This is a genomic window from Streptomyces sp. HmicA12, from assembly GCF_000373565.1.
In the GTDB taxonomy this organism is placed as follows: Bacteria; Actinomycetota; Actinomycetes; order Streptomycetales; family Streptomycetaceae; genus Streptomyces.
Map to the genome: position 1 here is coordinate 1 of NZ_KB891825.1, position 18,909 is coordinate 18,909.

Annotated in this window: 17 protein-coding genes and 2 pseudogenes; 5 read left to right on the forward strand and 14 right to left on the reverse strand. The window is 70.6% G+C overall.

Annotation, left to right across the window (positions count from 1 at the left end):
• Positions 1-88 precede the first annotated feature (88 nt).
• From B072_RS0129785 to B072_RS0129810, 5 genes and pseudogenes are all read right to left on the reverse strand, one after another.
• Complete coding sequence (locus tag B072_RS0129785; protein ID WP_078506519.1) at positions 89-1,369, reverse strand: IS701 family transposase; 1,281 nt, start codon at positions 1,367-1,369, stop codon at positions 89-91.
• A 38-nt stretch (positions 1,370-1,407) separates the two neighbouring features.
• Positions 1,408-2,163, reverse strand: coding sequence for an LLM class flavin-dependent oxidoreductase (locus B072_RS44335; RefSeq protein ID WP_018533616.1), 756 nt, complete (start codon positions 2,161-2,163; stop codon positions 1,408-1,410).
• A complete protein-coding gene (dmpG, locus tag B072_RS0129795; RefSeq protein ID WP_018533617.1) occupies positions 2,160-3,173 on the reverse strand; it encodes a 4-hydroxy-2-oxovalerate aldolase in 1,014 nt (337 codons plus the stop codon). Before dmpG ends, B072_RS44335 begins: the two co-directional genes overlap by 4 nt.
• A pseudogene (locus B072_RS44340) lies at positions 3,170-3,742 on the reverse strand (acetaldehyde dehydrogenase family protein); the annotation flags it as partial. The gene dmpG and the pseudogene B072_RS44340, both read right to left, overlap by 4 nt.
• 414 nt (positions 3,743-4,156) lie before the next feature.
• Entirely contained in the window at positions 4,157-6,667 is a 2,511-nt protein-coding gene (locus tag B072_RS0129810) for a helix-turn-helix domain-containing protein (protein ID WP_018533620.1), read from the reverse strand.
• 182 nt (positions 6,668-6,849) lie between these two features.
• Here B072_RS0129810 and B072_RS0129815 point away from each other — a divergent pair, with 182 nt between their 5' ends.
• A complete protein-coding gene (locus B072_RS0129815) occupies positions 6,850-7,074 on the forward strand; it encodes a hypothetical protein (RefSeq protein WP_018533621.1) in 225 nt (74 codons plus the stop codon).
• A gap of 214 nt (positions 7,075-7,288) precedes the next feature.
• On the opposite strand, the gene B072_RS49405 is transcribed toward B072_RS0129815, so the two are convergent.
• The 4 genes and pseudogenes from B072_RS49405 to B072_RS0129830 form a co-directional block, all read right to left on the reverse strand.
• Complete coding sequence (locus tag B072_RS49405; RefSeq protein WP_234018950.1) at positions 7,289-7,573, reverse strand: hypothetical protein; 285 nt, start codon at positions 7,571-7,573, stop codon at positions 7,289-7,291.
• Positions 7,574-7,597: 24 nt separating this feature from the next.
• A pseudogene (locus tag B072_RS49845) lies at positions 7,598-7,786 on the reverse strand (hypothetical protein); the annotation flags it as partial.
• Positions 7,759-8,013, reverse strand: a complete 255-nt coding sequence (locus tag B072_RS49415) for a hypothetical protein (RefSeq protein WP_234018951.1) — start codon at positions 8,011-8,013, stop codon at positions 7,759-7,761. The gene B072_RS49415 and the pseudogene B072_RS49845, both read right to left, overlap by 28 nt.
• 412 nt (positions 8,014-8,425) lie before the next feature.
• Positions 8,426-9,391: a pirin family protein gene (locus tag B072_RS0129830; RefSeq protein WP_026246441.1), complete on the reverse strand. Its 966-nt coding sequence runs from the start codon at positions 9,389-9,391 to the stop codon at positions 8,426-8,428.
• A 223-nt stretch (positions 9,392-9,614) separates the two neighbouring features.
• Here B072_RS0129830 and B072_RS0129835 point away from each other — a divergent pair, with 223 nt between their 5' ends.
• The 4 genes from B072_RS0129835 to B072_RS44350 all read left to right on the forward strand — a co-directional run bounded on the left by B072_RS0129835 (position 9,615) and on the right by B072_RS44350 (position 13,249).
• Positions 9,615-10,307, forward strand: a complete 693-nt coding sequence (locus B072_RS0129835) for an ABC transporter permease subunit (RefSeq protein WP_018533623.1) — start codon at positions 9,615-9,617, stop codon at positions 10,305-10,307.
• Positions 10,304-10,978: an ABC transporter permease gene (locus B072_RS0129840; RefSeq protein ID WP_018533624.1), complete on the forward strand. Its 675-nt coding sequence runs from the start codon at positions 10,304-10,306 to the stop codon at positions 10,976-10,978. The genes B072_RS0129835 and B072_RS0129840 overlap by 4 nt, the downstream gene beginning before the upstream one ends.
• On the forward strand, positions 10,975-11,925 hold the full coding sequence (locus B072_RS0129845; protein WP_018533625.1) for an ABC transporter substrate-binding protein: 951 nt from the start codon (positions 10,975-10,977) through the stop codon (positions 11,923-11,925). The genes B072_RS0129840 and B072_RS0129845 overlap by 4 nt, the downstream gene beginning before the upstream one ends.
• A gap of 133 nt (positions 11,926-12,058) precedes the next feature.
• Positions 12,059-13,249: an NAD(P)/FAD-dependent oxidoreductase gene (locus tag B072_RS44350; protein WP_018533626.1), complete on the forward strand. Its 1,191-nt coding sequence runs from the start codon at positions 12,059-12,061 to the stop codon at positions 13,247-13,249.
• A 29-nt stretch (positions 13,250-13,278) separates the two neighbouring features.
• Here B072_RS44350 and B072_RS0129855 read toward each other — a convergent pair whose 3' ends face one another.
• The 5 genes from B072_RS0129855 to B072_RS0129875 all read right to left on the reverse strand — a co-directional run bounded on the left by B072_RS0129855 (position 13,279) and on the right by B072_RS0129875 (position 18,891).
• Positions 13,279-14,442 carry an ABC transporter ATP-binding protein gene (locus tag B072_RS0129855; protein ID WP_018533627.1) on the reverse strand — a complete coding sequence of 388 codons (1,164 nt, stop codon included), beginning with the start codon at positions 14,440-14,442 and terminating at the stop codon, positions 13,279-13,281.
• Between the two features lie 22 nt (positions 14,443-14,464).
• Positions 14,465-15,112 (reverse strand): LutC/YkgG family protein, encoded by a 648-nt coding sequence (locus tag B072_RS0129860; RefSeq protein ID WP_026246443.1) that lies wholly within the window; start codon positions 15,110-15,112, stop codon positions 14,465-14,467.
• Entirely contained in the window at positions 15,109-16,593 is a 1,485-nt protein-coding gene (locus B072_RS0129865; protein WP_018533629.1) for a lactate utilization protein B, read from the reverse strand. The genes B072_RS0129860 and B072_RS0129865 overlap by 4 nt, the downstream gene beginning before the upstream one ends.
• Complete coding sequence (locus B072_RS0129870) at positions 16,590-17,363, reverse strand: (Fe-S)-binding protein (protein ID WP_018533630.1); 774 nt, start codon at positions 17,361-17,363, stop codon at positions 16,590-16,592. The genes B072_RS0129865 and B072_RS0129870 overlap by 4 nt, the downstream gene beginning before the upstream one ends.
• A gap of 85 nt (positions 17,364-17,448) precedes the next feature.
• The gene (locus B072_RS0129875; protein ID WP_018533631.1) at positions 17,449-18,891 is read right to left on the reverse strand and encodes a rhamnulokinase; all 1,443 of its coding nucleotides are present in this window, start codon (positions 18,889-18,891) and stop codon (positions 17,449-17,451) included.
• Positions 18,892-18,909: the final 18 nt, after the last annotated feature.

Below are 18,909 nucleotides of genomic sequence, written 5' to 3' on the forward strand. Positions count from 1 at the left end.
CTAGTAGGACTCCGTTAGATCTGTCTTGCTCTCGGAGGTCGGCTCGGTAGGGGCTGGTGGCAGGTGGTGCAGATACCGGTCCAACACCTCAGCGTGTTCTGAAGGGCGTCGAGGACTTGGTAGAGGGTGAGTCCGGTGCGGGGACTTTTGGGGACAGGCGCTGTTCGGTGAGGAAGGCTTGGGCGGCGGTCACCAGGGTGACGTGGTGATGCCAGCCGGGCCAGGACCGGCCTTCGAAGTGGTCAAGTCCCAGGCCGTGTTTGAGTTCGCGGTAGTCGTGCTCGATGCGCCAGCGGACTTTGGCCAGAGTGACCAGGTCGGCGACCGGAGTGTCGGCCGGCAGGTTGGACAGCCAGTACTCGGTGGGTGTCTCCGCGTCTGCGGGCCATTCGACCAGCAGCCAGCAGTCCGGCAGAATCCCGTCCCACCAGCCCTGCTCGGCCGAGGCGGTGGATTTGAGCGGGCGCTCGACGGCTGTGCCGGCCGGCCGGACCCGCACGGCGGCGAAGCGGGAACGCAACTCGCCTCGTGAGCCCTGGCGCCAGGTGAGCGGGGTGAAGGCCAGGCGCCCAAGCCCGGCGGCGAGGGTTCCCACGGAGGGTGCCCGGTGGCGGTAGCGGGGCTGCGGCCAACAGCCGACCATCCCCTTGCGGGCCGGGGCCTCGGGCTCAGCGTCGAACGGATGGGCCGTCACATCGGCGCGGATGGCCAGTACGTAGGCGAGGTGGCGGTTGTGCAGGGCGGCCCTCAGGTGGGCGTTGGTGCCGTAAGCGGCGTCGGCCACCACCGCCGGCGGCGACATGCCCCACTCGGCGAGGGTATCGAGCATCTCCAGGGCCAGCCGCCACTTCTCCCGGTGCGTGACGTCCGGCGGAATGAGGGTTCTGGCCCGGCGGTCGTCGTCCGAGTCCCATTCGGCGGGCAGGAACAGTCGCCATTGCAGCGGGCACGAGGCGGTGTCACTCGCCGCGTGGACACTGACAGCGACCTGGCAGTTGGCGCGTTTGCCCAGGGCCCCGCAGTACTGCGGGGCCACGGCCACCGACATCCGGCCGTCCTTGGGCACCGACACATCGTCGATCACCCAGGCCACCGGATTGACCAGCGGCAGCAGACGTTCATTGATCCGCCGCTGCACCGGCACCGGATCCCAGGTCGACTGGTTCACGAACTGCTGCAGGTTCTGCTCGTTACCGTCCGGCAGCCGCGAGGCCATCGCCTGGATCGACTTGCGGCGCCCGTCCAGCATCAGACCCCGCAGATAGCAGTCGCCCTTGGCCCGCTGGTCCTTGCGCGACACCGACGCAAACACATCCGCCACGAACAGCGCCAACGTCGCCCGGACACGCTTCACTTCATGTGCGTCCACCCATCCAACATGCTCCTGATCAGGACCATTCGGAAGACCTAACGGAGTCCTACTAGGAACGGGGCGCCGCCGTTCTGGGCGATCGAGGCGCAGACGGGTTTGATCCGGCGGGCCGCCGCCTCGATGTCGTCGGTCACCTCGCAGTAGGCGGACACCGTGAGCGGCAGCGTCTTTGCCGCACGGCCCGCCGCCTGCGCGCCCTCCCGCACCAGGGTCGTGGCGCCCTCCAGGGTGCGCGGCGAGACGCCACTGAGCAGGATGATGCCGTCGGCCACTTCCCCGGCGAGCCGGAGGTTCCTCGGCCCGCTCGCCGCCAAGTGCGGCGGAACGGCCGGGTGCGGGTCGCGCAACCGGGATCGGACCGGTCCCGCCGGGCCGGCGAACTCCCACTCGTCACCGTCCAGAAGCGCGCGCAGCACAGTGAGCCCCTCGCGCATCGCGGCGTTCGTGCTCTGCCGCAGACCGACGGGCCCGACCGAACTGTTGCCCACGCCGAGCCCCAAGGTGAAGCGCCTCGGGGCCAGTTCGGCGACGCTCCGCGCGGCGGAGGCAACGACGGCCGGATGGCGGGTCACCAGATGGGTGACCGCGGTGCCGAGACCGATCCGCTCCGTGCCGAGCGCGGCGGGGGTGAGCGTGGTGAACACATCACGCCACAGCAGCTGTGAGTCGGGGAACCACGCGCTGTCGAAGCCGAGTTCCTCCGCCCTGCGCACCGTCGCCACGATCCGGTCGGCGCGGTCGCAGGGCGGGATTCGGATGCCGACCTTCAACCGGGCCGCCGAGTCGTTCACTTCGCGTCTCGCGCCGTCAGGTCGAGGGCGATGTCCGTGATCATGTCCTCCTGGCCGCCCACCATGCCGCGGCGGCCGACCTCGACGAGGATGGAGCGGGTGTCCAGGCCGTAGCGGGCCGCCGCCGCTTCCGCATGGCGCAGGAAGCTGGAGTTGACGCCCGCGTCGCCGAGGCTCAACGTCTCGCGGTCCACGCGTACTTCACGGTCCTGGAGCGGTCGTACGAGGTCGTCGGCGGCGTCCATCAGCGGGAACAGGTCGCAGTGGTGCTTCCAGCCCATCAGGTCGGCGACCGCGACGAACGCTTCAAGTGGGCAGTTGCCGACGCCCGCGCCCTGGCCGGCGAGGGAGGCGTCGACGCGGGTTACACCCTCCTCCACGGCGACGACGGTGTTGGCGACGCCGAGCGCGAGGTTGTGGTGGGCGTGGATGCCCAGCTCGGTGGCGGGGTCGAGGACGTCGCGGTACGCGCGGAACCGGTCGCGTACGCCATCCATGGTGAGACGGCCGCCCGAGTCGGTGACGTAGACGCAGTGCGCGCCGTAGGACTCCATCAGCTTGGCCTGGCGGGCGAGTTCGGCGGGCTCGGCCAGGTGGGACATCATCAGGAATCCGGCGACGTCCATGCCCAACTCCCGCGCCGCGGCGATGTGCTGGGCGGCGATGTCGGCCTCGGTGCAGTGCGTGGCGACGCGCACCGAGCGGATGCCGAGCGCGTGGGCCTGCTTGAGGTCGTGGATGGTGCCGATGCCCGGGAGGAGGAGCCTGGTGGGGATCGCGCTGTTCGTGGCGTCGACGACGGCCTCGATCCACTCCCAGTCGGTGTGTGCGCCGACGCCGTAGTTGACGCTGGAGCCCGCGAGGCCGTCGCCGTGCGCGATCTCTATGGCGGCGACCCCGGAGGTGTCGAGGGCGGTGGCGATGGAGCGGGCCTGTCCGGTGGCGTAGCGGTGACGGACGGCGTGCATGCCGTCCCGCAGGGTCACGTCCTGGACGTAGAGACTGGTCACTTGGTGGCCTCCGTCGCGTGGTGCGCGGCCATGCGCTCGGCGGTGCGCAGCGCGGCCGACGTCATGATGTCGAGGTTCCCGGCGTAGGCGGGCAAGTAGTGGGCGGCACCCTCGACTTCGAGGAAGACCGACACCTTCAGCGCCTCGCCGGTGTCGGAGGGGGCCAGAGAATCCAGCGGGTCGCCGGAACGGACCGTCTCGTACTGCACCTTCTGCTTGAGGCGGTAGCCGGGCACATACGCCTGGACGCGGCCGACCATCTCCTCGACCGACGCCGTGACAGCCTCCTCGGCGCAGGCGGAGACGACGCAGTGCACGGTGTCCCGCATGATCAGCGGGGGCTCGGCCGGGTTGAGGACGATGATCGCCTTGCCGCGGGCCGCGCCGCCGACCTGCTCGATGGCTGAGGAGGTCGTCTCCGTGAACTCGTCGATGTTGGCGCGGGTGCCGGGGCCTGCCGAGCGGGAGGAGATCGAGGCGACGCTCTCGCCGTAGTGGACCGAGGTGACCGCGTCGACCGCGGCGACGATCGGAATGGTGGCCTGGCCGCCGCAGGTGACCATGTTGACTATTTCGTGGTAACTGGAGCGTAAAATGCACTGTTTCGGCTGACGGGGTAACTCCGGTCTCCCGAAGCCGGGCCGCCACGTCGCAGGCCTGTTGCACCTCGTACCGGTACAGATTGAGGAAGAGGGACTCGCGCTCGGGAAGCCCGGTACGTGCCCTGCTCGCTGCCAGACTTCTTCGCGGTCGAGCTGAGAGGACCGCGGCTCGCCGCGGGACTCGATAGTGTCTACACGCCGGAGGCCGTAAAGGATCTCCCGGCAGAGGACCGCGCCCTCGCCCAGCGCATTCCCAAGGACGCAGCTACCAACAGGATGAGCTCCCCGTCCCGCGCCGTCCTAGGGCAGCTCATCAAGGCCGCCCTATGAGCGGCACGTGGGGTGGCGAAGAAGCGGGCGTCATCTCGGCAGGAGCGATCATCACGTGTTCGGCGGAGGAGTCCACGTGGATGTCGAGCCGTCCGGCTCGAGCCCCGAGCGACGAAGTGCCGCAGCTTCAGCGGCTCTGCCGTCGTCCCGCACCATGCCGATGAGCTGCAGCAGCGCCTGCCGGTTGCCAGCGACGATCTGCTGACGAAGGACGGCTTCGGCACGAGCGCCGCGACCGGTACGACACCAGAACGCGAGCAGCTCTCTGTGCACGCCGAAGCGCTCGGACAGGTCTTGGTATCTCCGTTCTGCTCTGTCCATCAATCCGGCTTCTTCATACAGCCAGGCCGCCCGTTGGAGCGCCACGACGCCGTCGTAAGCGGTGACGCGGTCGAGCTCCTCCCAGTCGTGGGCCCGTGCGGCCATCTTCTGCAGGCGGCTGCAGACTTCGTGAACGCTGATGCCGGCCACCAGGGCGCGCTCGAGGATCTCTCTGCGCTCTTGCAGGTTGCCCGGGTCGTCAGCATCGTTGTGGCGCTCCCAGTACCAGACCAGACCCAGACGGCTTTCGAGGTCATCCTCAGGAAAGGCACGCAGGACCTGGACGAGGAGGCTCGTGTTTCCCGACCTGCGCGCGTAGGAGGAATCCTCCAGGTCCTCCCACAATTCGCTGTACCAGCGTCGCCAGTCGCCGCCGAAGTCCAGCTTGCGTAGCACGTCGGGACGAACGGGGAGCTCCTCAACTGCACTCTTCGCGTGCAGGCCGATGCTGTGGCCCAGCCCTTCCATGTAGACGCCGTCCGATCCGAGCGGATCCGTCGCCGCCTCGTCATCGGCGAGCATTTCATCGACGAGAGCGTCGAAGGCATCCACGGTCTCCTCGTCGTTGTTCTGGGCACGTCGCGGCTCAACAGACGCCGGCCTGGCGAGATGAGCGGCCGGGACCGGTGGCGTCCAGTGCACCTCATGGAGAAGCCGCTGCAGTGCGCGGCGCGCGTCGTGGTGCTTCAGCAGGTGGGCACGGGTGAAGTATCGGTGCGCCCAGCGGTAGACGGCGCGGCTGTGCGCGGCGTGGCCGAGCAGCATCAGCTGGTCGCCGTCGGCCAAGTTGTCGTGAAGCGCTTGCCAGACATGGTCCGGGATGGGGGCCTGCTGTCGGTCGCGGTGGTTGATGAGGTAGGGCGACACGTCGTATCCCTCGATCTGGTAGACCGACGAGTGGTTGACGGGATAGAGGGCTGCCACCTGCCCGGTGACCCTGCGTCCGGCGGCGTGCAGAGCGTCGGACAGCCATGCGCCCCCTGTCCTGGCCCGCTCGTGCCGGTCCAGGTGGGCGAAAGCCGCGTCCGCCAGAAGGGCGTCTGTCAGAGGCCCGGTGTGTCCCAGCCGCCGGCAGTCGGTGGCGCCGACGATCAGGGCGCGCGTATCCGGGGCCAGGCGCGCGAGACGGCTGACCAGCTGGGGCCCGCCGGTGATCATCGGGATGAGGCGGCCGGTGTCGGCCGCAGCCTCCAGAGCGTCCCTGAGCTGCGGGTCGACCTTTGCCGCCTGACGCGCATCGGTCAGGTCGGGAAGCTGCTCGTCGACTTCGTGGATTGTATCGATCAGACGCAGGGCCCGCTTGGCTCGTCCGTCGCGCTCGGGGTCATCAGTCAGCTCCTCGAGTTGCCCCAGAGTCAGCGGGTGGACAGTGAGAAGCACGACCACCGGCTCCGGGCGCTCAAGAAGGCCCTGCAGCTGACGGGCAACATCGTGGAGTTCAGGCTCCTTGAAGTGCCGGGCGGCATCGTCGAGGAAGACGACGGCGCCGGCCGGGACGGGGCCCGCCAGCAGGGCCAGTAGCTCGCCGGCGTCGTCGGGCCGGGCGAGTGGCGTGCCGGCGGGCAGCACCGCTGACGCGGCTTCCCACGCCGAGCGGGTCTTGCCGACCGACGACCAGCCGCTGAGCGCGATGCACCTAGAAGTGTCCTGGTGACCGTGCAGCAGGTCCTGGCGCAGGGCATGGTCGAAGGTACGCGGCAGGTAGTCCGGGCCGACGCTTCGCGTGAGGGCGGGGTGCGGCGAGCCCACGGGGGACTGGACCCCGAACTCCTTGGGCGTCCACGCGTCGAGTCTGCGGAACCGAGCGGTCGCAGCCAGATCCGTGGTCGGGCCCCGCTCGTGCATGGTGGCCTGAGAGCAGGCAGGCGGGTCCTCGCCCTCTGGCTTCTGCACAGAGCCGACAGGATCCACGACGCCCTTGCGGACGACCGAAGCCCGCTCGAAGAGGGCGTCCTCCAGGCGCGTGCGTGCGTCCTCCCAGGTCTTCAGGTCGTAGGCACGGTCCGGAAGACTTCCGCGACGCTCGGCGTGATCGCGGCAGCGTTGGACGTACAGCTTGACGAAGGGTTCCTCGGGAGCCTGGGAGCCGACACCACGCTCCTTCGCCGAGACCGTCTTGACGCTGAAGTTGGCGGCCGCGGGGTCTGCAATCTGGCTCTGCGACAGGCCCGACCCCCGGCGCAAAGCACGGAGTTCGGCGCCGAACGCGATCAGGAGATCGGTCTTGATCTCTGTGGCCACCGCGGCTCCTCTTCGAGAGCGACTCCAGGGGGTGGACCTCTGGATAGGTGGTGATCTGCTGCTTCTCCCGAACTGTCCAGAGCGACTGCCAGAATCTCATGGCCTTCTCCGACAGACCCCAGTTTTGGGGAAGCCCGCAGGCGTTCCGAGGGCCGGAACACAGCGCGGGTGAGGAGGTCCTGGTGCTCATCGCACTCAAGTTCTTCGGCATCGCCGGGGTGTTGGCGATCATCGTCCTGGCGGCCGTGCTGGCCGGCGTCATCGTGGGCCTGCTCGACTGGCACACCCACCGCCGTGCCCCCCAGGCCGTCCTGCGCGGCCTGAAGGCCTTCGCCGCCGCGATCGGCCTCCAGCTCGGCGTCGCCACCTTCGTCACGCTGCTGGTGAAGATCCTGTTTCTCCTCTAAAAGAGGGGGAGTCCCAACCGCCCTGGGGCGCGCATCCGCTGGATGCGCGCCCCAGGGCGGTTACGTGTGCGCAGACGTCCCCGAACTGCAGGAAGTCGGCGACCAGCTCGGCGAACGCCTCGGGGGTTAGGACCGTGACGCCGAGCTCCTGGGCCTTGGTGGCCTTGGAGCTCAGCTTGCCGCCCGCCGCGGGGGCGGAGACAAGGTAGGCGGTCTACGCGGTGACGCTGCTGCTGTCCTTGCCGCCCGCGCGCTTGACGAGGTCGTTCATGGCGCTGCGGCCGAACTCGGCGAGCGGGCCGGTCATCTTCCCGGTGACGACGACCTTCAGCGGCTTGCAGCCCTCACCGGCCAGCGGGCCCCGCCCGGCGCTCTCGTCGACCGGCTCGGTCATCGTGGCACCGGCCTCGGCCATCTTGTCGATCACCGGCCCGAGTTCGGCCCGCGCCTCGACCATGCCCGGCGCCTTCTCGGTGCCGATGCCCTCAACCTCACGCATGGCTTCGGCGTCCGCCGCGCGGACCGCGTCCATCGTGGCGAAGTGAGCGGCGATCCGCTGAGACAGGCGGCGGCCGGTGTCGCGGATGCCGAGCGCGCACAGCTGTCGGCTGAGCGGCTTGGCCTTGGCGGCCTGGATCTGCTCGACGAGCTTGGCGCCGCGCTTCTCGCTGCCGGAGGCCTTGGTCAGCGTCGCCAGGTCGAGCAGGTACAGGTCGGCGACGTCGTGACCGTACCGGAGGCGACGAGCGCATCCACGTAGGTCTTGCCCAGGCCGTTGATGTCAAGGCAGTCGCGCTGCGCGGCGTAGGCGATCAGAGCGGGCAGTCGGCAGGCGGTCCCCTTCACGCACCGCCACCGCTCCTTGGTCTTGTTGATGGCGCTGCCGGAGTGCGAACAGAGTTGGGGGAAGGGGGTCTCGACGACTGGGAGTGTTCGCACGAGCTGGCTGCCCCCCCGTGCAGAATCTGTGCGCTGCGCCTCCGCAGTGATTTGTAGGAACCGTGCAACCGGCTCCTCTAGTCAGCATCGTTCCCGGGGGGAGGCCGTTCCGCCGCGCCGGGGTCACTGAGCCTTGAGCGCGGCGGTTCGGCTCTGGCCACAGAAGCACGAGCTCAGGAGGCCGGGGCGGGGCCGCGGTCGGTCGTCGGCTTGAACCTGACGAAGCGTCACGAAAGTCAGCATTGGGTCAGCATCAGTCCGACTAAAGCTGCCTACAGCTGACGAAACTTGCGACTCGTAGATGCGGGTTCAGGCGTTCCGAGAAGCGTTTGCGATCGCGTTGGAGGGAAGTCGGGCGAGTCGACTCCGCTGCTCGCCCGACTCCCCGTGGACCACGCCGAGATCAGTCCGCTCAACGCACTCGACCTCGGGGTTTAAGCGGAGCCGGCGGCAGCTCGGGCGCATCCAGCCGCCCTCCGTCATACCCCTTCACATCCCCAAATCGCGACCCACTCATCCAGTCCTCCCTGGCCTGAGTGATATCGTCCTGCGACCTGCCGATGAAGTTCCACCACATCACCAACTCCTCCTCGAACGGCTCCCCGCCGAGCAGCATCAGGCCCGCGTCCGACTCGGCGCGCAGGGGAAGTTCGGTGCGGCCGCAGCCGAGGTAGAGCATGGAGCCGGGGAGGAGCGGGACTCCGTCGACGTGGGTTTCGCCGGACATCGACAGGACGGCGTACTCGAAGTCGGGCTCCAGCGGGACGCGGACGTCGGTGCCGCCGGTGAGGGACAGGTCGGCGCCGACGATCGGGGTGTACGTCGTGCCGGGGGACGTGGCCCCGTCGAGGGTTCCCAGGACGACGGTCGCGGTGAGGCCGGGGGCCGTCGCCGTCGGGAGCGCCGCGTGGTGTTCGAAGTGCGGGTCCGTGTGGCGGTGCGCGTCCGGGAGGGCGACCCAGAGCTGGGCGCCGTGCAGGAAGCGGGCATGCGGGCGCGGGGACTCCTCCGAGTGGGAGATCGCGCGGCCCGAGGTCATCAGGCCCAGTTCGCGGGGGCGGATCGTCTGCAGGCTGCCGGTCGAGTCGCGGTGCAGAACTTCGCCGTCGTGCAGCCAGGAGACGGTCTGCAGGCCCATGTGCGGGTGGGGCGGCACCTGCATGCCGGGCTCGTCGGCGATGTCGTCCGGGCCGTAGTGGTCGACGAAGGCCCAGGCTCCCACCATCCGGCGGCCCAGATTCGGCAGCAGCCGGCGTACCTCCGTCGATGCGCCGAGCCGGACGCGACGCGGGCTGAGGAGTTCGCGGACGGGTTCCGCCACGACGAATCCCCGGCCGCCGCACACGGAAGGGACCGCCTCGCGATCAAGATTGCTCATGTCGGACAACCTAGACCCGTGGCCGGGCCGCGTCAGTCTCGTGGCGGGAAGTCGCCCCTCACTCGGTGCCGTGGCGCGGCGCCGGGCGCGGGGCGCGGGGCGGGCTCCGGCCCATCCGTCGTCCGGCGCCCCGTCGGGCGAGTGGGACGCCGGGCGACGCCCGTACGGGTCACCCCAGCGCGCCGAGTGCCGCGCGGGCCACTGGAATGGACGAGTGCCCCTTGTGACCGCCGTGGCGGACGCGCCGCCGGACGACTGTCTCGCCCGCAACGACTGGATCTGCGGCGAGTATCTGAGCACGCGCCGGCACATCCTCGTCGACGCCGTGCTGCAGCATCTCCAGATCACGGTCGTCGCCGTCGCCGTCGCGCTGGTCATCGCCGTTCCGCTGGCCGTCTTGGCACGGCGGTGGGGGTGGGCCGCGGGGCCCGTGCTCGCCGTGACGACCGTGCTCTACACGATTCCGTCGCTGGCCATGTTCTCGCTGCTGCTGCCCGCGTACGGGCTGTCCGCCTCGCTCGTCATCGCCGGACTGGTGCTGTACTCGCTGACGCTCCTCGTGCGGAACATCCTCGCCGGGCTGCGCGCCGTCCCCGAGGAGACCCGGCAGGCCGCCCGGGGCATGGGGTACGGGCCGATCCGGTTGCTGCTCACCGTGGAGCTGCCGCTCGCGCTGCCCGCCGCCATGGCCGGCCTGCGCATCGCCACCGTGTCGGCCGTGTCCCTGGTGACCGTCGGCGCCATCGTCGGGTACGGCGGCCTCGGGAATCTCATCTACTCCGGGATGAACACGTACTTCAAGGCGCAGGTGCTGACCGCGTCGGTGCTGTGTGTCGTCATCGCCGTCGTCGCTGATCTGCTACTCCTGGGGGTCGGGCGGCTGCTCACCCCCTGGACGAGAGCGAGCCGCGCGTGAAGACCCTCACCGACGCCTGGAACTGGCTCGCCGACTCCGCGCACTGGTCGGGCGACGACGGCATCTGGCTCCGGCTCCAGCAGCATCTTCTGCTCACGGTCGTCTGCCTGGTCGTGAGCTGTCTGATCGCCCTGCCCATCGCCCTCGTGCTCGGACACCTCGGCAAAGGTGGGGCGCTCGCCGTCAACATCTCCAACGTGGGACGGGCAGTCCCCACCTTCGCCGTCCTGGTGCTGCTGCTCCTCACGCCTCTCGGACAGTACGGAGAGGGGCCCACCGTCGTCGCGCTCGTCCTGTTCGCCGTGCCGCCCCTGCTCACCAACGCGTACGTGGGCATGCGCGGCGTCGACCGCGATGTGGTGCGGGCCGCGCGCGGGATGGGCATGACCGGGTCGCAGATGCTCTGGAAGGTGGAGGTGCCCCTCGCACTCCCGATGATCATGAACGGTGTGCGGATCGCCGCCGTGCAGCTCGTCGCCACCGCGACCATCGCGGCGCTCGCGGGCGGCGGGGGCCTCGGGCGCATCATCACCGCCGGGTTCAATCTCGCTAGTACGCCGCAGGTGGTGGCGGGGGCGGTGCTGGTCGCCGGGTTCGCCCTGCTGGTGGAGGGGCTGTTCGAGATCGTCGAGCGGCTTGCCCCGGCCTGGGCGCGGGGGAGGGTCGGATGAGGCGCGGCGTACGCGGGCTTCTCGCGCTGCTGACGGGTGTGCTGCTCGTCGCCGGATGCGGCGGCGGGCCGTCCCTGGAGAACCAGGGGGAGGTGACCGCGCCGCCGGGCGACAGCAAGCATCTTGTCATCGGCTCGGCGGGGTTCACCGAGAGCGACCTGCTCGCCAACATGTACTCGCTGCTGCTGAAGAACGCCGGGTACGGGACCGAGCTGCTGTCCGTCTCCAACCGTGAGCTGTACGAACCCGCCCTGGAATCGGGCCAGATCGACGTCGTCCCGGAGTACGCCGCCACCTTCGCCGACTGGCTCAACGCAAAGACCAACGGCGCCGACGCCACCCCCGTCGGCTCACCCGACCTCGACGCCACCATGAAGGCCCTGCGCGGACTCGCGAGGCCCCGCGGCCTCGTGGTCCTCGACCCCGGCAAGGCCGTCGACCAGAACGCCTTCGCCGTCACCGCCGCGTACGCGAAGGAGCACAAGCTCAAGTCGCTCAGCGACCTCGGCGCGTCGGGCCTGAAGGTGCGGCTGGCCGCCGGCGACGAGTGCGTGCAGCGGCCCTACTGCGAACCGGGGTTGAAGAGCGTCTACGGCATCGACATCACCGGCATCGACCCCAAGGGCGTCGGCACCACCCAGTCCAAGCAGGCCGTGCAGAACGGACAGGACCAGATGGTGCTGACCACCAGCACCGACGCCACGCTCGCCGACTTCGGACTCGTACTCCTCGACGACGACAAGCACCTGCAGAACGCCGACTACATCGTCCCCGTCGTCAACCGGTCCCGGGCGGGCAGCGAGAAGGTGGCCAAGGCACTGGGCGCCCTCAACTCCGTCCTCACGACGGACGACCTGGCCTCCCTCAACCAGCAGGTCGACAGCTGGCGGCGGCTCCCCGAGGACGTCGCGCGCGACTACCTGCAAGAGAAGGGGCTGCTGAAGTAGGCCGGTACGGGGTGGGTGTGGGAGGAGCGGATACGGGATCGTGGTACGACCACCCCCCACCTCCACGAGCCCCTCTCGCGCCGGTCCCCAGCCGGCCTCGAGCCATCCTTGACCACCGGAATCGGGTACGCCGATGAACCGAGTCGTCGTCATCGGCGCGGGCGTGCTCGGCGCCTGCGTCACCTACCACCTCGCCCGCGCGGGCGCCCACGTCGTCGTGGTGGAACGGGCGTCGGAGCCCGCGGCCGGGACGTCCGGTGCCACCTTCGCCGCCGATGTCACCCACCTCAAGACTCCGTACGCGTACTACCGGTTGAACCGGCAGGGGTCCGACGGCCATCTGCGCCTCGCCGACGAACTCGGCGGGCCGCAGTGGCGCCACCCGGCTGCGCTCGTCCAGTGGGCGGCGGGTGATGCCGACCGCCGCGCGCTGCGGGAGAAGGCGCTGCGCGCACGGAAGTGGGGACATGACTGCCGTATCGCCCCCGCTTCCGTGCTGCGTGACCTCGCGCCCGCCGTCGACCCGGCCGCCTGCGTCGCCGACGAGGTCGTCGTGCACGGCAGCGCCGCCTGGTTCGACGCACCCCGGTTCGTACGCGCCCTGCTCGACGCCGCTGTACGGCACGGCGGTGTGGAGACGCATTACGGGACACCGGTGACCGGGCTGTTGACGAGCGGCGCGCGGGTCACGGGCGTCGAGGCGGGGGAGCGCACCTGGCACGCCGATGTCGTCGTCAACTGCGCGGGTCCCGGCGCGGACCAGGTCGCCGCTCTGGCCGGGGCGCGGCTGCCGATGCGGCGGGTGCCGGGGCTGATCGCCGTCAGCCGGCCGCTGCCCGGCCGCCCGCTCACGGCGATCCTCGCCGCCCCCGGCATCGATCTGCGGCCCACCGCCGACGGTGGGGTGCTCGCTCTGTCCTGGGAGATCGACGCACGGCTGAGGGGCGCGGTCGACGGTCTGCCGCAGGAACTGCACCGGCGCGCCCGCGCCCTCGTGCCGGGGGTCGGGCGCGTGCGGATCGCCGACGCGCGCATCGGCGTCCGTCCCGTGCCGTCGGACGGTCTGCCGCTGATGGGGCCGATGGCGCAGGTGCCCGGCCTCTACCACCTCGTCTCGCACAGTGCGGTGACCCTGGCGCCGGTCCTCGGCCGGTTCGCCGCGCAGGAGATCACCGGTGGACCACCCGTGCCGGACCTGGCCGGATACCGTCCGGACCGGCCGATCGCCGACAGCGTGCACGACGAGAACCTGCGCGCCATGAACCGGCACAGCCGACACGGCGACCAGAACGGGCGACGGCCGAAGTCTCAAGCTGAGATTTAGGGTGAGGGTTCGAGCGGTGAGGGAGAGACCTACGCGTCCGCGACCGAGTCGAACTCCACCTCGTCGCGGCCGACCCCCTGCGCGTCCGCGTCGACGGACCGGCGCAGTGCTTCGTGCAGCTTCGCCGGGGTCAGCACGCCGAGGAAGCGGGAGCCGTCCAGGACCGCGACCCAGCCCGCGTCGTGCTGCAGCATCACGCCGAACGCCTGTTTCAGCGGGGCGCCGACCGGCACCCAGGCGTTCATCCGGTGCGCCAGATCGGCGACGCGACCGCCCTGCCCGGCCAGCGACGCCTCGTCGAGGCCGACCCAGCCGTGCAGGTCACCCTGCTCGTCCAGGACCACGGCCCACCGGTCGCCCGTCTCCCGCATCCGGGCGGCGGCCTGCGCTGCCGCCTCGTCGAGCCGGGCCACCGCGGGCTGTTCCAGGTCGTCCGGCTCGATCTCGGTGACCGACAGCCGCTTCAGTCCGCGGTCCGCGCCGACGAACTCGGCGACGTACGGCGTCGCGGGCGTCCCGAGAACGGCGCCCGGGGTGTCGAACTGCTCGATCCGGCCCTGCCCGTACACCGCGATCCGGTCACCGAGCCGGACCGCCTCCTCGATGTCGTGCGTGACGAGCAGCACCGTCTTGCGCACCGCCGCCTGCATCCGCAGGAACTCGTCCTGCAACTGCTCGCGCACCACCGGGTCCACCGCGCCGAACGGCTCGTCCATGAGGAGGACGGGCGGGTCGGCCGCCAGGGCGCGGGCCACTCCGACCCGTTGCCGCTGACCGCCCGAGAGTTGTTCGGGGTAGCGGCCGCCGTACGTCCTCGGGTCCAGGCCGACCATGTCGAGCAGCTCGGCCGCCCGGGCCCTGGCCTTCGCCTTCTTCCAGCCGACCAGGGCCGGGACCGTCGCCGTGTTGTCGAGGATCGTGCGGTGCGGGAAGAGGCCGACCTGCTGGATGACGTAGCCGATGCGGCGGCGCAGCTTCACGGGGTCGACCGTCGCGATGTCCTCGCCGTCGACGTAGATGCGGCCCGACGTCGGCTCGATGAGCCGGTTGACCATCATCATCGTGGTGGTCTTGCCGCAGCCGGACGGTCCGACGAGCGTGACCAGTTCGCCCTCGGTGACCTCGAAGGAGAGGTCGTCCACCGCTGTCGTGCCGTCCGCGTACCGCTTGGTGACCTGATCGAACCGGATCATGGAGTCAACGTAACCGCGCCGGTCAGTCCCCGCTCACCAGGATCACCTCCAGGGTCCGGGGTCCATGCACGCCCTCGACCCGGTCGAGTTCGATGTCGCTGGTGGCGGAGGGGCCGGAGATCCAGGTGAGGGGACGGGCGGGGTCGAGCCGTTCGAGGGCCTGGGGGACCGACGACACCACCTGGTCCGGCACCCGGACCACGATCACGTGGTGGTCGGGGACGAGCGTGATGCGGCGGCGGCCCTGATCGGGTGAGCCGTCGAGGACGATCGTGCCCGTCTCGGCGACGGCGACCGCGCAGCCGGTGACGACGCTGTCGACCTGGTCGAGTTCGGCCGGGGTGCCGTCCTGACCGTCGGCGACGCGGGTTGCGCCGGTCCCCGACAGCCAGTCCTTTGGCAGGCCGGGTGGGGCCACCACGGAGCGCGTGCCGTGCTCGTCGAGCAGCCGGGTGACGGTGTCCGTCAGGTCCGCGGCCGAACAGCGGTGCACGAGGGCGCGGTAGTCGGCGAGGTTCTCGGCGAGCAGGTCGACCGTCTGAACGGTGGTGCGGCTGCCGTGTTCCTGTCGGTAGGTGCGGGTGATGTCGGTGTCGTACGTGGTCGGGGCGCCGATGGGCCCGTCGAGGGCGCGGCGGACCCGGCCGAGGATCACATCTCTGCTGCTCATGCGCTGACGTCCTTTCCGCCGGTCCGCTGCCACCAGTCGCGGAACGACTCCGCCGGGACCTGTGGCAGATCCCGCGTCGCGGTCCACGCTCGGCCGGGGCCCGGCAGGGTGCGGGGGTGCAGGCGGCGGGTGCGGGCGGCCAGGCGCTGGCCGGCGGCCAGGGCGCCCGGGTGGGTGAAGGTCCAGCGGGCGGCGCGCATCGCGGCACGCTCGGCGGCGTGGCCCTTCGCGGGCTTGAGGGTGACCTTGGCGCCGCGGCGGGTGACGTCGCCGCCCTGGACGACGCGTTCGCGGAGGTGGACGAGGACCTCGGGGATGTCGATGGCGACCGGGCAGACCTCGTAGCAGGCGCCGCACAGCGAGGACGCGTACGGGAGTGAGGCGTCGATCTCGCTTGCCGTGCCCCGGAGTTGAGGGCTGAGGATGGCGCCGATGGGGCCGGGGTAGACCGAGCCGTAGGCGTGGCCGCCGGCCCGCTCGTAGACCGGGCAGACGTTCAGGCAGGCGGAGCAGCGGATGCAGCGCAGCGCCTGGCGGCCGACCTCGTCGGCCAGGGTGTCGGTGCGGCCGTTGTCGAGCAGGACGAGATGGAAGGTCTGCGGGCCGTCGCCGTCGGTGGTGCCGGTCCACGTCGAGGTGTAAGGGTTCATGCGTTCGGCCGTCGAGGAGCGCGGCAGGGTCTGGAGGAAGACCTCCAGGTCGCGCCAGGTCGGGACGATCTTCTCGATGCCGACGACCGAGATGAGGGTCTCGGGCAGGGTCAGGCACATGCGGCCGTTGCCCTCGGACTCGACGACGACCAGGGTGCCCGTCTCGGCGACCATGAAGTTGGCGCCGGAGACGCCGACCTTGGCGCGCAGGAACTTCTCCCGCAGGTGCAGGCGGGCGGCCTCGGCGAGTTCGGCCGGGGTGTCGGACAGTCCCTCGGGGGCCGGGCGGCCCCAACTGGCCATCTCCTTCGCGAAGATGTCGCGGATCTCGCCGCGGTTGCGGTGGATCGCGGGCACCAGGATGTGCGAGGGGCGGTCCTTGCCGAGCTGCACGATGAGTTCGGCGAGGTCGGTCTCGTAGGCGGAGATCCCGGCCTCTTCGAGAGCCTCGTTCAGCCCGATCTCCTGGGTGGCCATCGACTTGACCTTGACGACCTCGGACTCGCCGGTCTCCCGGACGAGCCGGGTGACGATGCGGTTCGCCTCGTCGGCGTCGGCGGCCCAGTGCACGGTGCCGCCCGCCGCGGTGACCGACTCCTCCAACTGCACCAGATAGTGCTCGAGGTGGCGCAGCGTGTGGTCCTTGATCTGCTTTCCGGCGTCCCGGAGGGCGGCCCAGTCGTCGAGTTCGGCGACCGCGCGGGCGCGCTTGTCGCGGATGGTGTGGGTGGCGTGCTTGAGATTCGCGCGCAGGGTCGTGTCGCGTACGGCGTCGTGCGCGGCCTTGGGGAAGGCCGGCATACCGACGAAGGTGCCGCTCGTACCGGTCATGACTGGGGCTCCTCTTCCGTGCCGGCCAGGATCTCCGCGATGTGCACCGGCCGCATGCCGACCTGGAGGCGGGCCATGGTGCCGCCGATGTGCATCAGACACGAGTTGTCCGCCGCGCACAGCACCTCCGCGCCGGTCGCGGCGGCGTTGCGGACCTTGTCCGCGCCCATCGCCGCCGACACGTCCGCGTTCTTGACCGCGAAGGTGCCGCCGAACCCGCAGCACTCCTGCGCGCCGGGCAGCTCCACCAGCTCAAGTCCCTTGACGGCCTTGAGGAGTTGGGTCGGGCGCTCGCCCAGCCCCAGCGAGCGCAGGCCGTGGCAGGTCGGATGGTAGGTGACCGTGTGCGGGTAGTACGCGCCCACGTCCGTCACCCCCAGCACGTCGACCAGGAACTCGGTCAGCTCGTACGTCTTGGGGACGACCGGGGCGAGGGTCGTCGCGAGACCGTCGCCGCGGCCCTCCGCGCGCGCCCGCTCGCCCATCCGGGGGTACAGCTCGCGCACCATCGCCGCGCAGGATCCGGACGGCGTGATGATTGCGTCGTAATCGCCGGAGGCGAGGCCGGGCGCGAAGACATCGGAGTAGTGCCGGGCCAGCGGTTCAGCCTCGTGGCGGTAGCCGGTGTTGTAGTGGGGCTGCCCGCAGCAGGTCTGGGCGGCCGGGAAGTCGACCTCCACGCCCAGTCTGGTCAGGAGTTTCACGACGGCGCGGCCCGTGTCCGGGTAGAGCGTGTCGTTGACACAGGTCAGGAAGAGCGCGACACGCATCGTGGCCCCTTCGTGTTGTCGTTACGGCTTGGTCATCGGATGGATACAGCGGATGCGTGCAGCGTACGTCGTCAGCGGTTGCTGGTCACGAGGTGGCGACCCGCGCTTCGGCCGACGCCCACGCGGACCGGTCGCCGCGCGGCTCGTACCGCGTCAACGGCTGGGTGGAGGCGAGGAGTTGTCGCATCGCCCCACGGTCGCCCACGACACCGTCGGCACGGGCCTGGACGAGGACGTTGCCGAGTGCGGCGGCCTCGGCGGGACCGGCCACGACCGGGAGCCCGCAGGCGTCGGCGGTGAGTTGGCACAGCAGCGCGTTACGGGCGCCGCCCCCGACGATGTGCACGACGTCGACCTCACGGTCCGCGAGCCGGGCCGCGTCCGTGATCGCGCGGCGGTGCGCGAGGGCGAGCGAGTCGAGGATGCAGCGGGTCGTCTCGGCGCGGGTGCGGGGCTCCGGCTGGCCCGTGGCGCGGCAGGCGGCGGCGATCCGGTCGGGCATGTCGCCGGGGGCCAGGAAGTCGGTGTGGCCCGCGTCGACCACCGAACGCAGGGGCGCCGATGCGGCGGCCGCGTCGAGGAGCGGCGTCACCTCCGTTTCCTGCCAGGCGCGTTGGCACTCCTGGAGCAGCCACAGGCCCATGATGTTGCGGAGGTAGCGGACCGTGCCGTCGATGCCGAGCTCATTGGTGAAGTTCGCGGCGCGGCTCGCCTCGGAGCGCACCGGGGCGTCGAGTTCGAGGCCCGCCAGGGACCAGGTTCCGGTGCAGATGTACGCGAAGTGCGGGGTCGTCGCCGGGACCGCGGCCACCGCCGACGCCGTGTCGTGCGAGGCCACCGTCGTCACCGGGACCGGGCCGGTGAGGCCGGTCTCCGCGAGGACGTGGGGGAGGAGGTCGCCGGCCGGGTCGCCGGGTCGGCGCAGCGGTGGGAGGAGGCCGAGGTCGATGCCCGCGCGCTCGGCGATGCCGTACGCCCAGTCGCCCGTGCCCGGGTCGATGAGCTGTGTGGTGGAGGCGTTGGTGAGCTCCGTGCCCTGCCGGCCCGTGAGCCAGTACGTGAGAAGGTCCGGGATCAGCAACAGGCTCTTTGCTGCGGCGAGTTGGGCGGTGCCGCGGGCCGCCGCGAGCTGGTACAGGGTGTTGAACGGGGCGTACTGGATGCCCGTGGTGGCGTACAGGTCGGTCGGCGGGACGGCCGACCAGACCTTCTCCGCGACGTGGTCCGTGCGGGTGTCGCGGTAGTGGAACGGGTTGCCGAGGAGGGCGCCGTCGGCATCCAGCAGGCCGTGGTCCACCGCCCAGCTGTCGATGCCGACGGAGCGTATCTGGCCGGCCTTGCGCAGCCCGTCCAGGACGCCCGCGTACAGGGACAGGATGTCCCAGTGGAGGCCGTCGCCGGTGCGGACGGGTCGGTTCGGGAAGCGGTGGGACTCCGTCAGGGTCAGGGTGTCCCGGGTGACCTGGGCGGTCATGACTCTGCCGCTCGACGCGCCCAGGTCGACGGCGGCGTAGGGGGTGTGGGGCATGTGTGGGCTCCGGGGAGG

What these genes read in the sequence shown, in the direction of transcription:
- B072_RS44350 (WP_018533626.1), top strand. Translation starts at nt 12,059, where the DNA reads ATGAACCGAGTCGTCGTCATCGGCGCGGGCGTGCTCGGCGCCTGCGTC.
- B072_RS0129845 (WP_018533625.1), top strand. Translation starts at nt 10,975, where the DNA reads ATGAGGCGCGGCGTACGCGGGCTTCTCGCGCTGCTGACGGGTGTGCTG.
- B072_RS49405 (WP_234018950.1), bottom strand. Translation starts at nt 7,573, where the DNA reads ATGCGTGAGGTTGAGGGCATCGGCACCGAGAAGGCGCCGGGCATGGTC.
- B072_RS0129870 (WP_018533630.1), bottom strand. Translation starts at nt 17,363, where the DNA reads ATGCGTGTCGCGCTCTTCCTGACCTGTGTCAACGACACGCTCTACCCG.
- B072_RS0129830 (WP_026246441.1), bottom strand. Translation starts at nt 9,391, where the DNA reads ATGAGCAATCTTGATCGCGAGGCGGTCCCTTCCGTGTGCGGCGGCCGG.
- B072_RS0129855 (WP_018533627.1), bottom strand. Translation starts at nt 14,442, where the DNA reads ATGATCCGGTTCGATCAGGTCACCAAGCGGTACGCGGACGGCACGACA.
- B072_RS0129875 (WP_018533631.1), bottom strand. Translation starts at nt 18,891, where the DNA reads ATGCCCCACACCCCCTACGCCGCCGTCGACCTGGGCGCGTCGAGCGGC.
- B072_RS0129865 (WP_018533629.1), bottom strand. Translation starts at nt 16,593, where the DNA reads ATGACCGGTACGAGCGGCACCTTCGTCGGTATGCCGGCCTTCCCCAAG.
- B072_RS0129860 (WP_026246443.1), bottom strand. Translation starts at nt 15,112, where the DNA reads ATGAGCAGCAGAGATGTGATCCTCGGCCGGGTCCGCCGCGCCCTCGAC.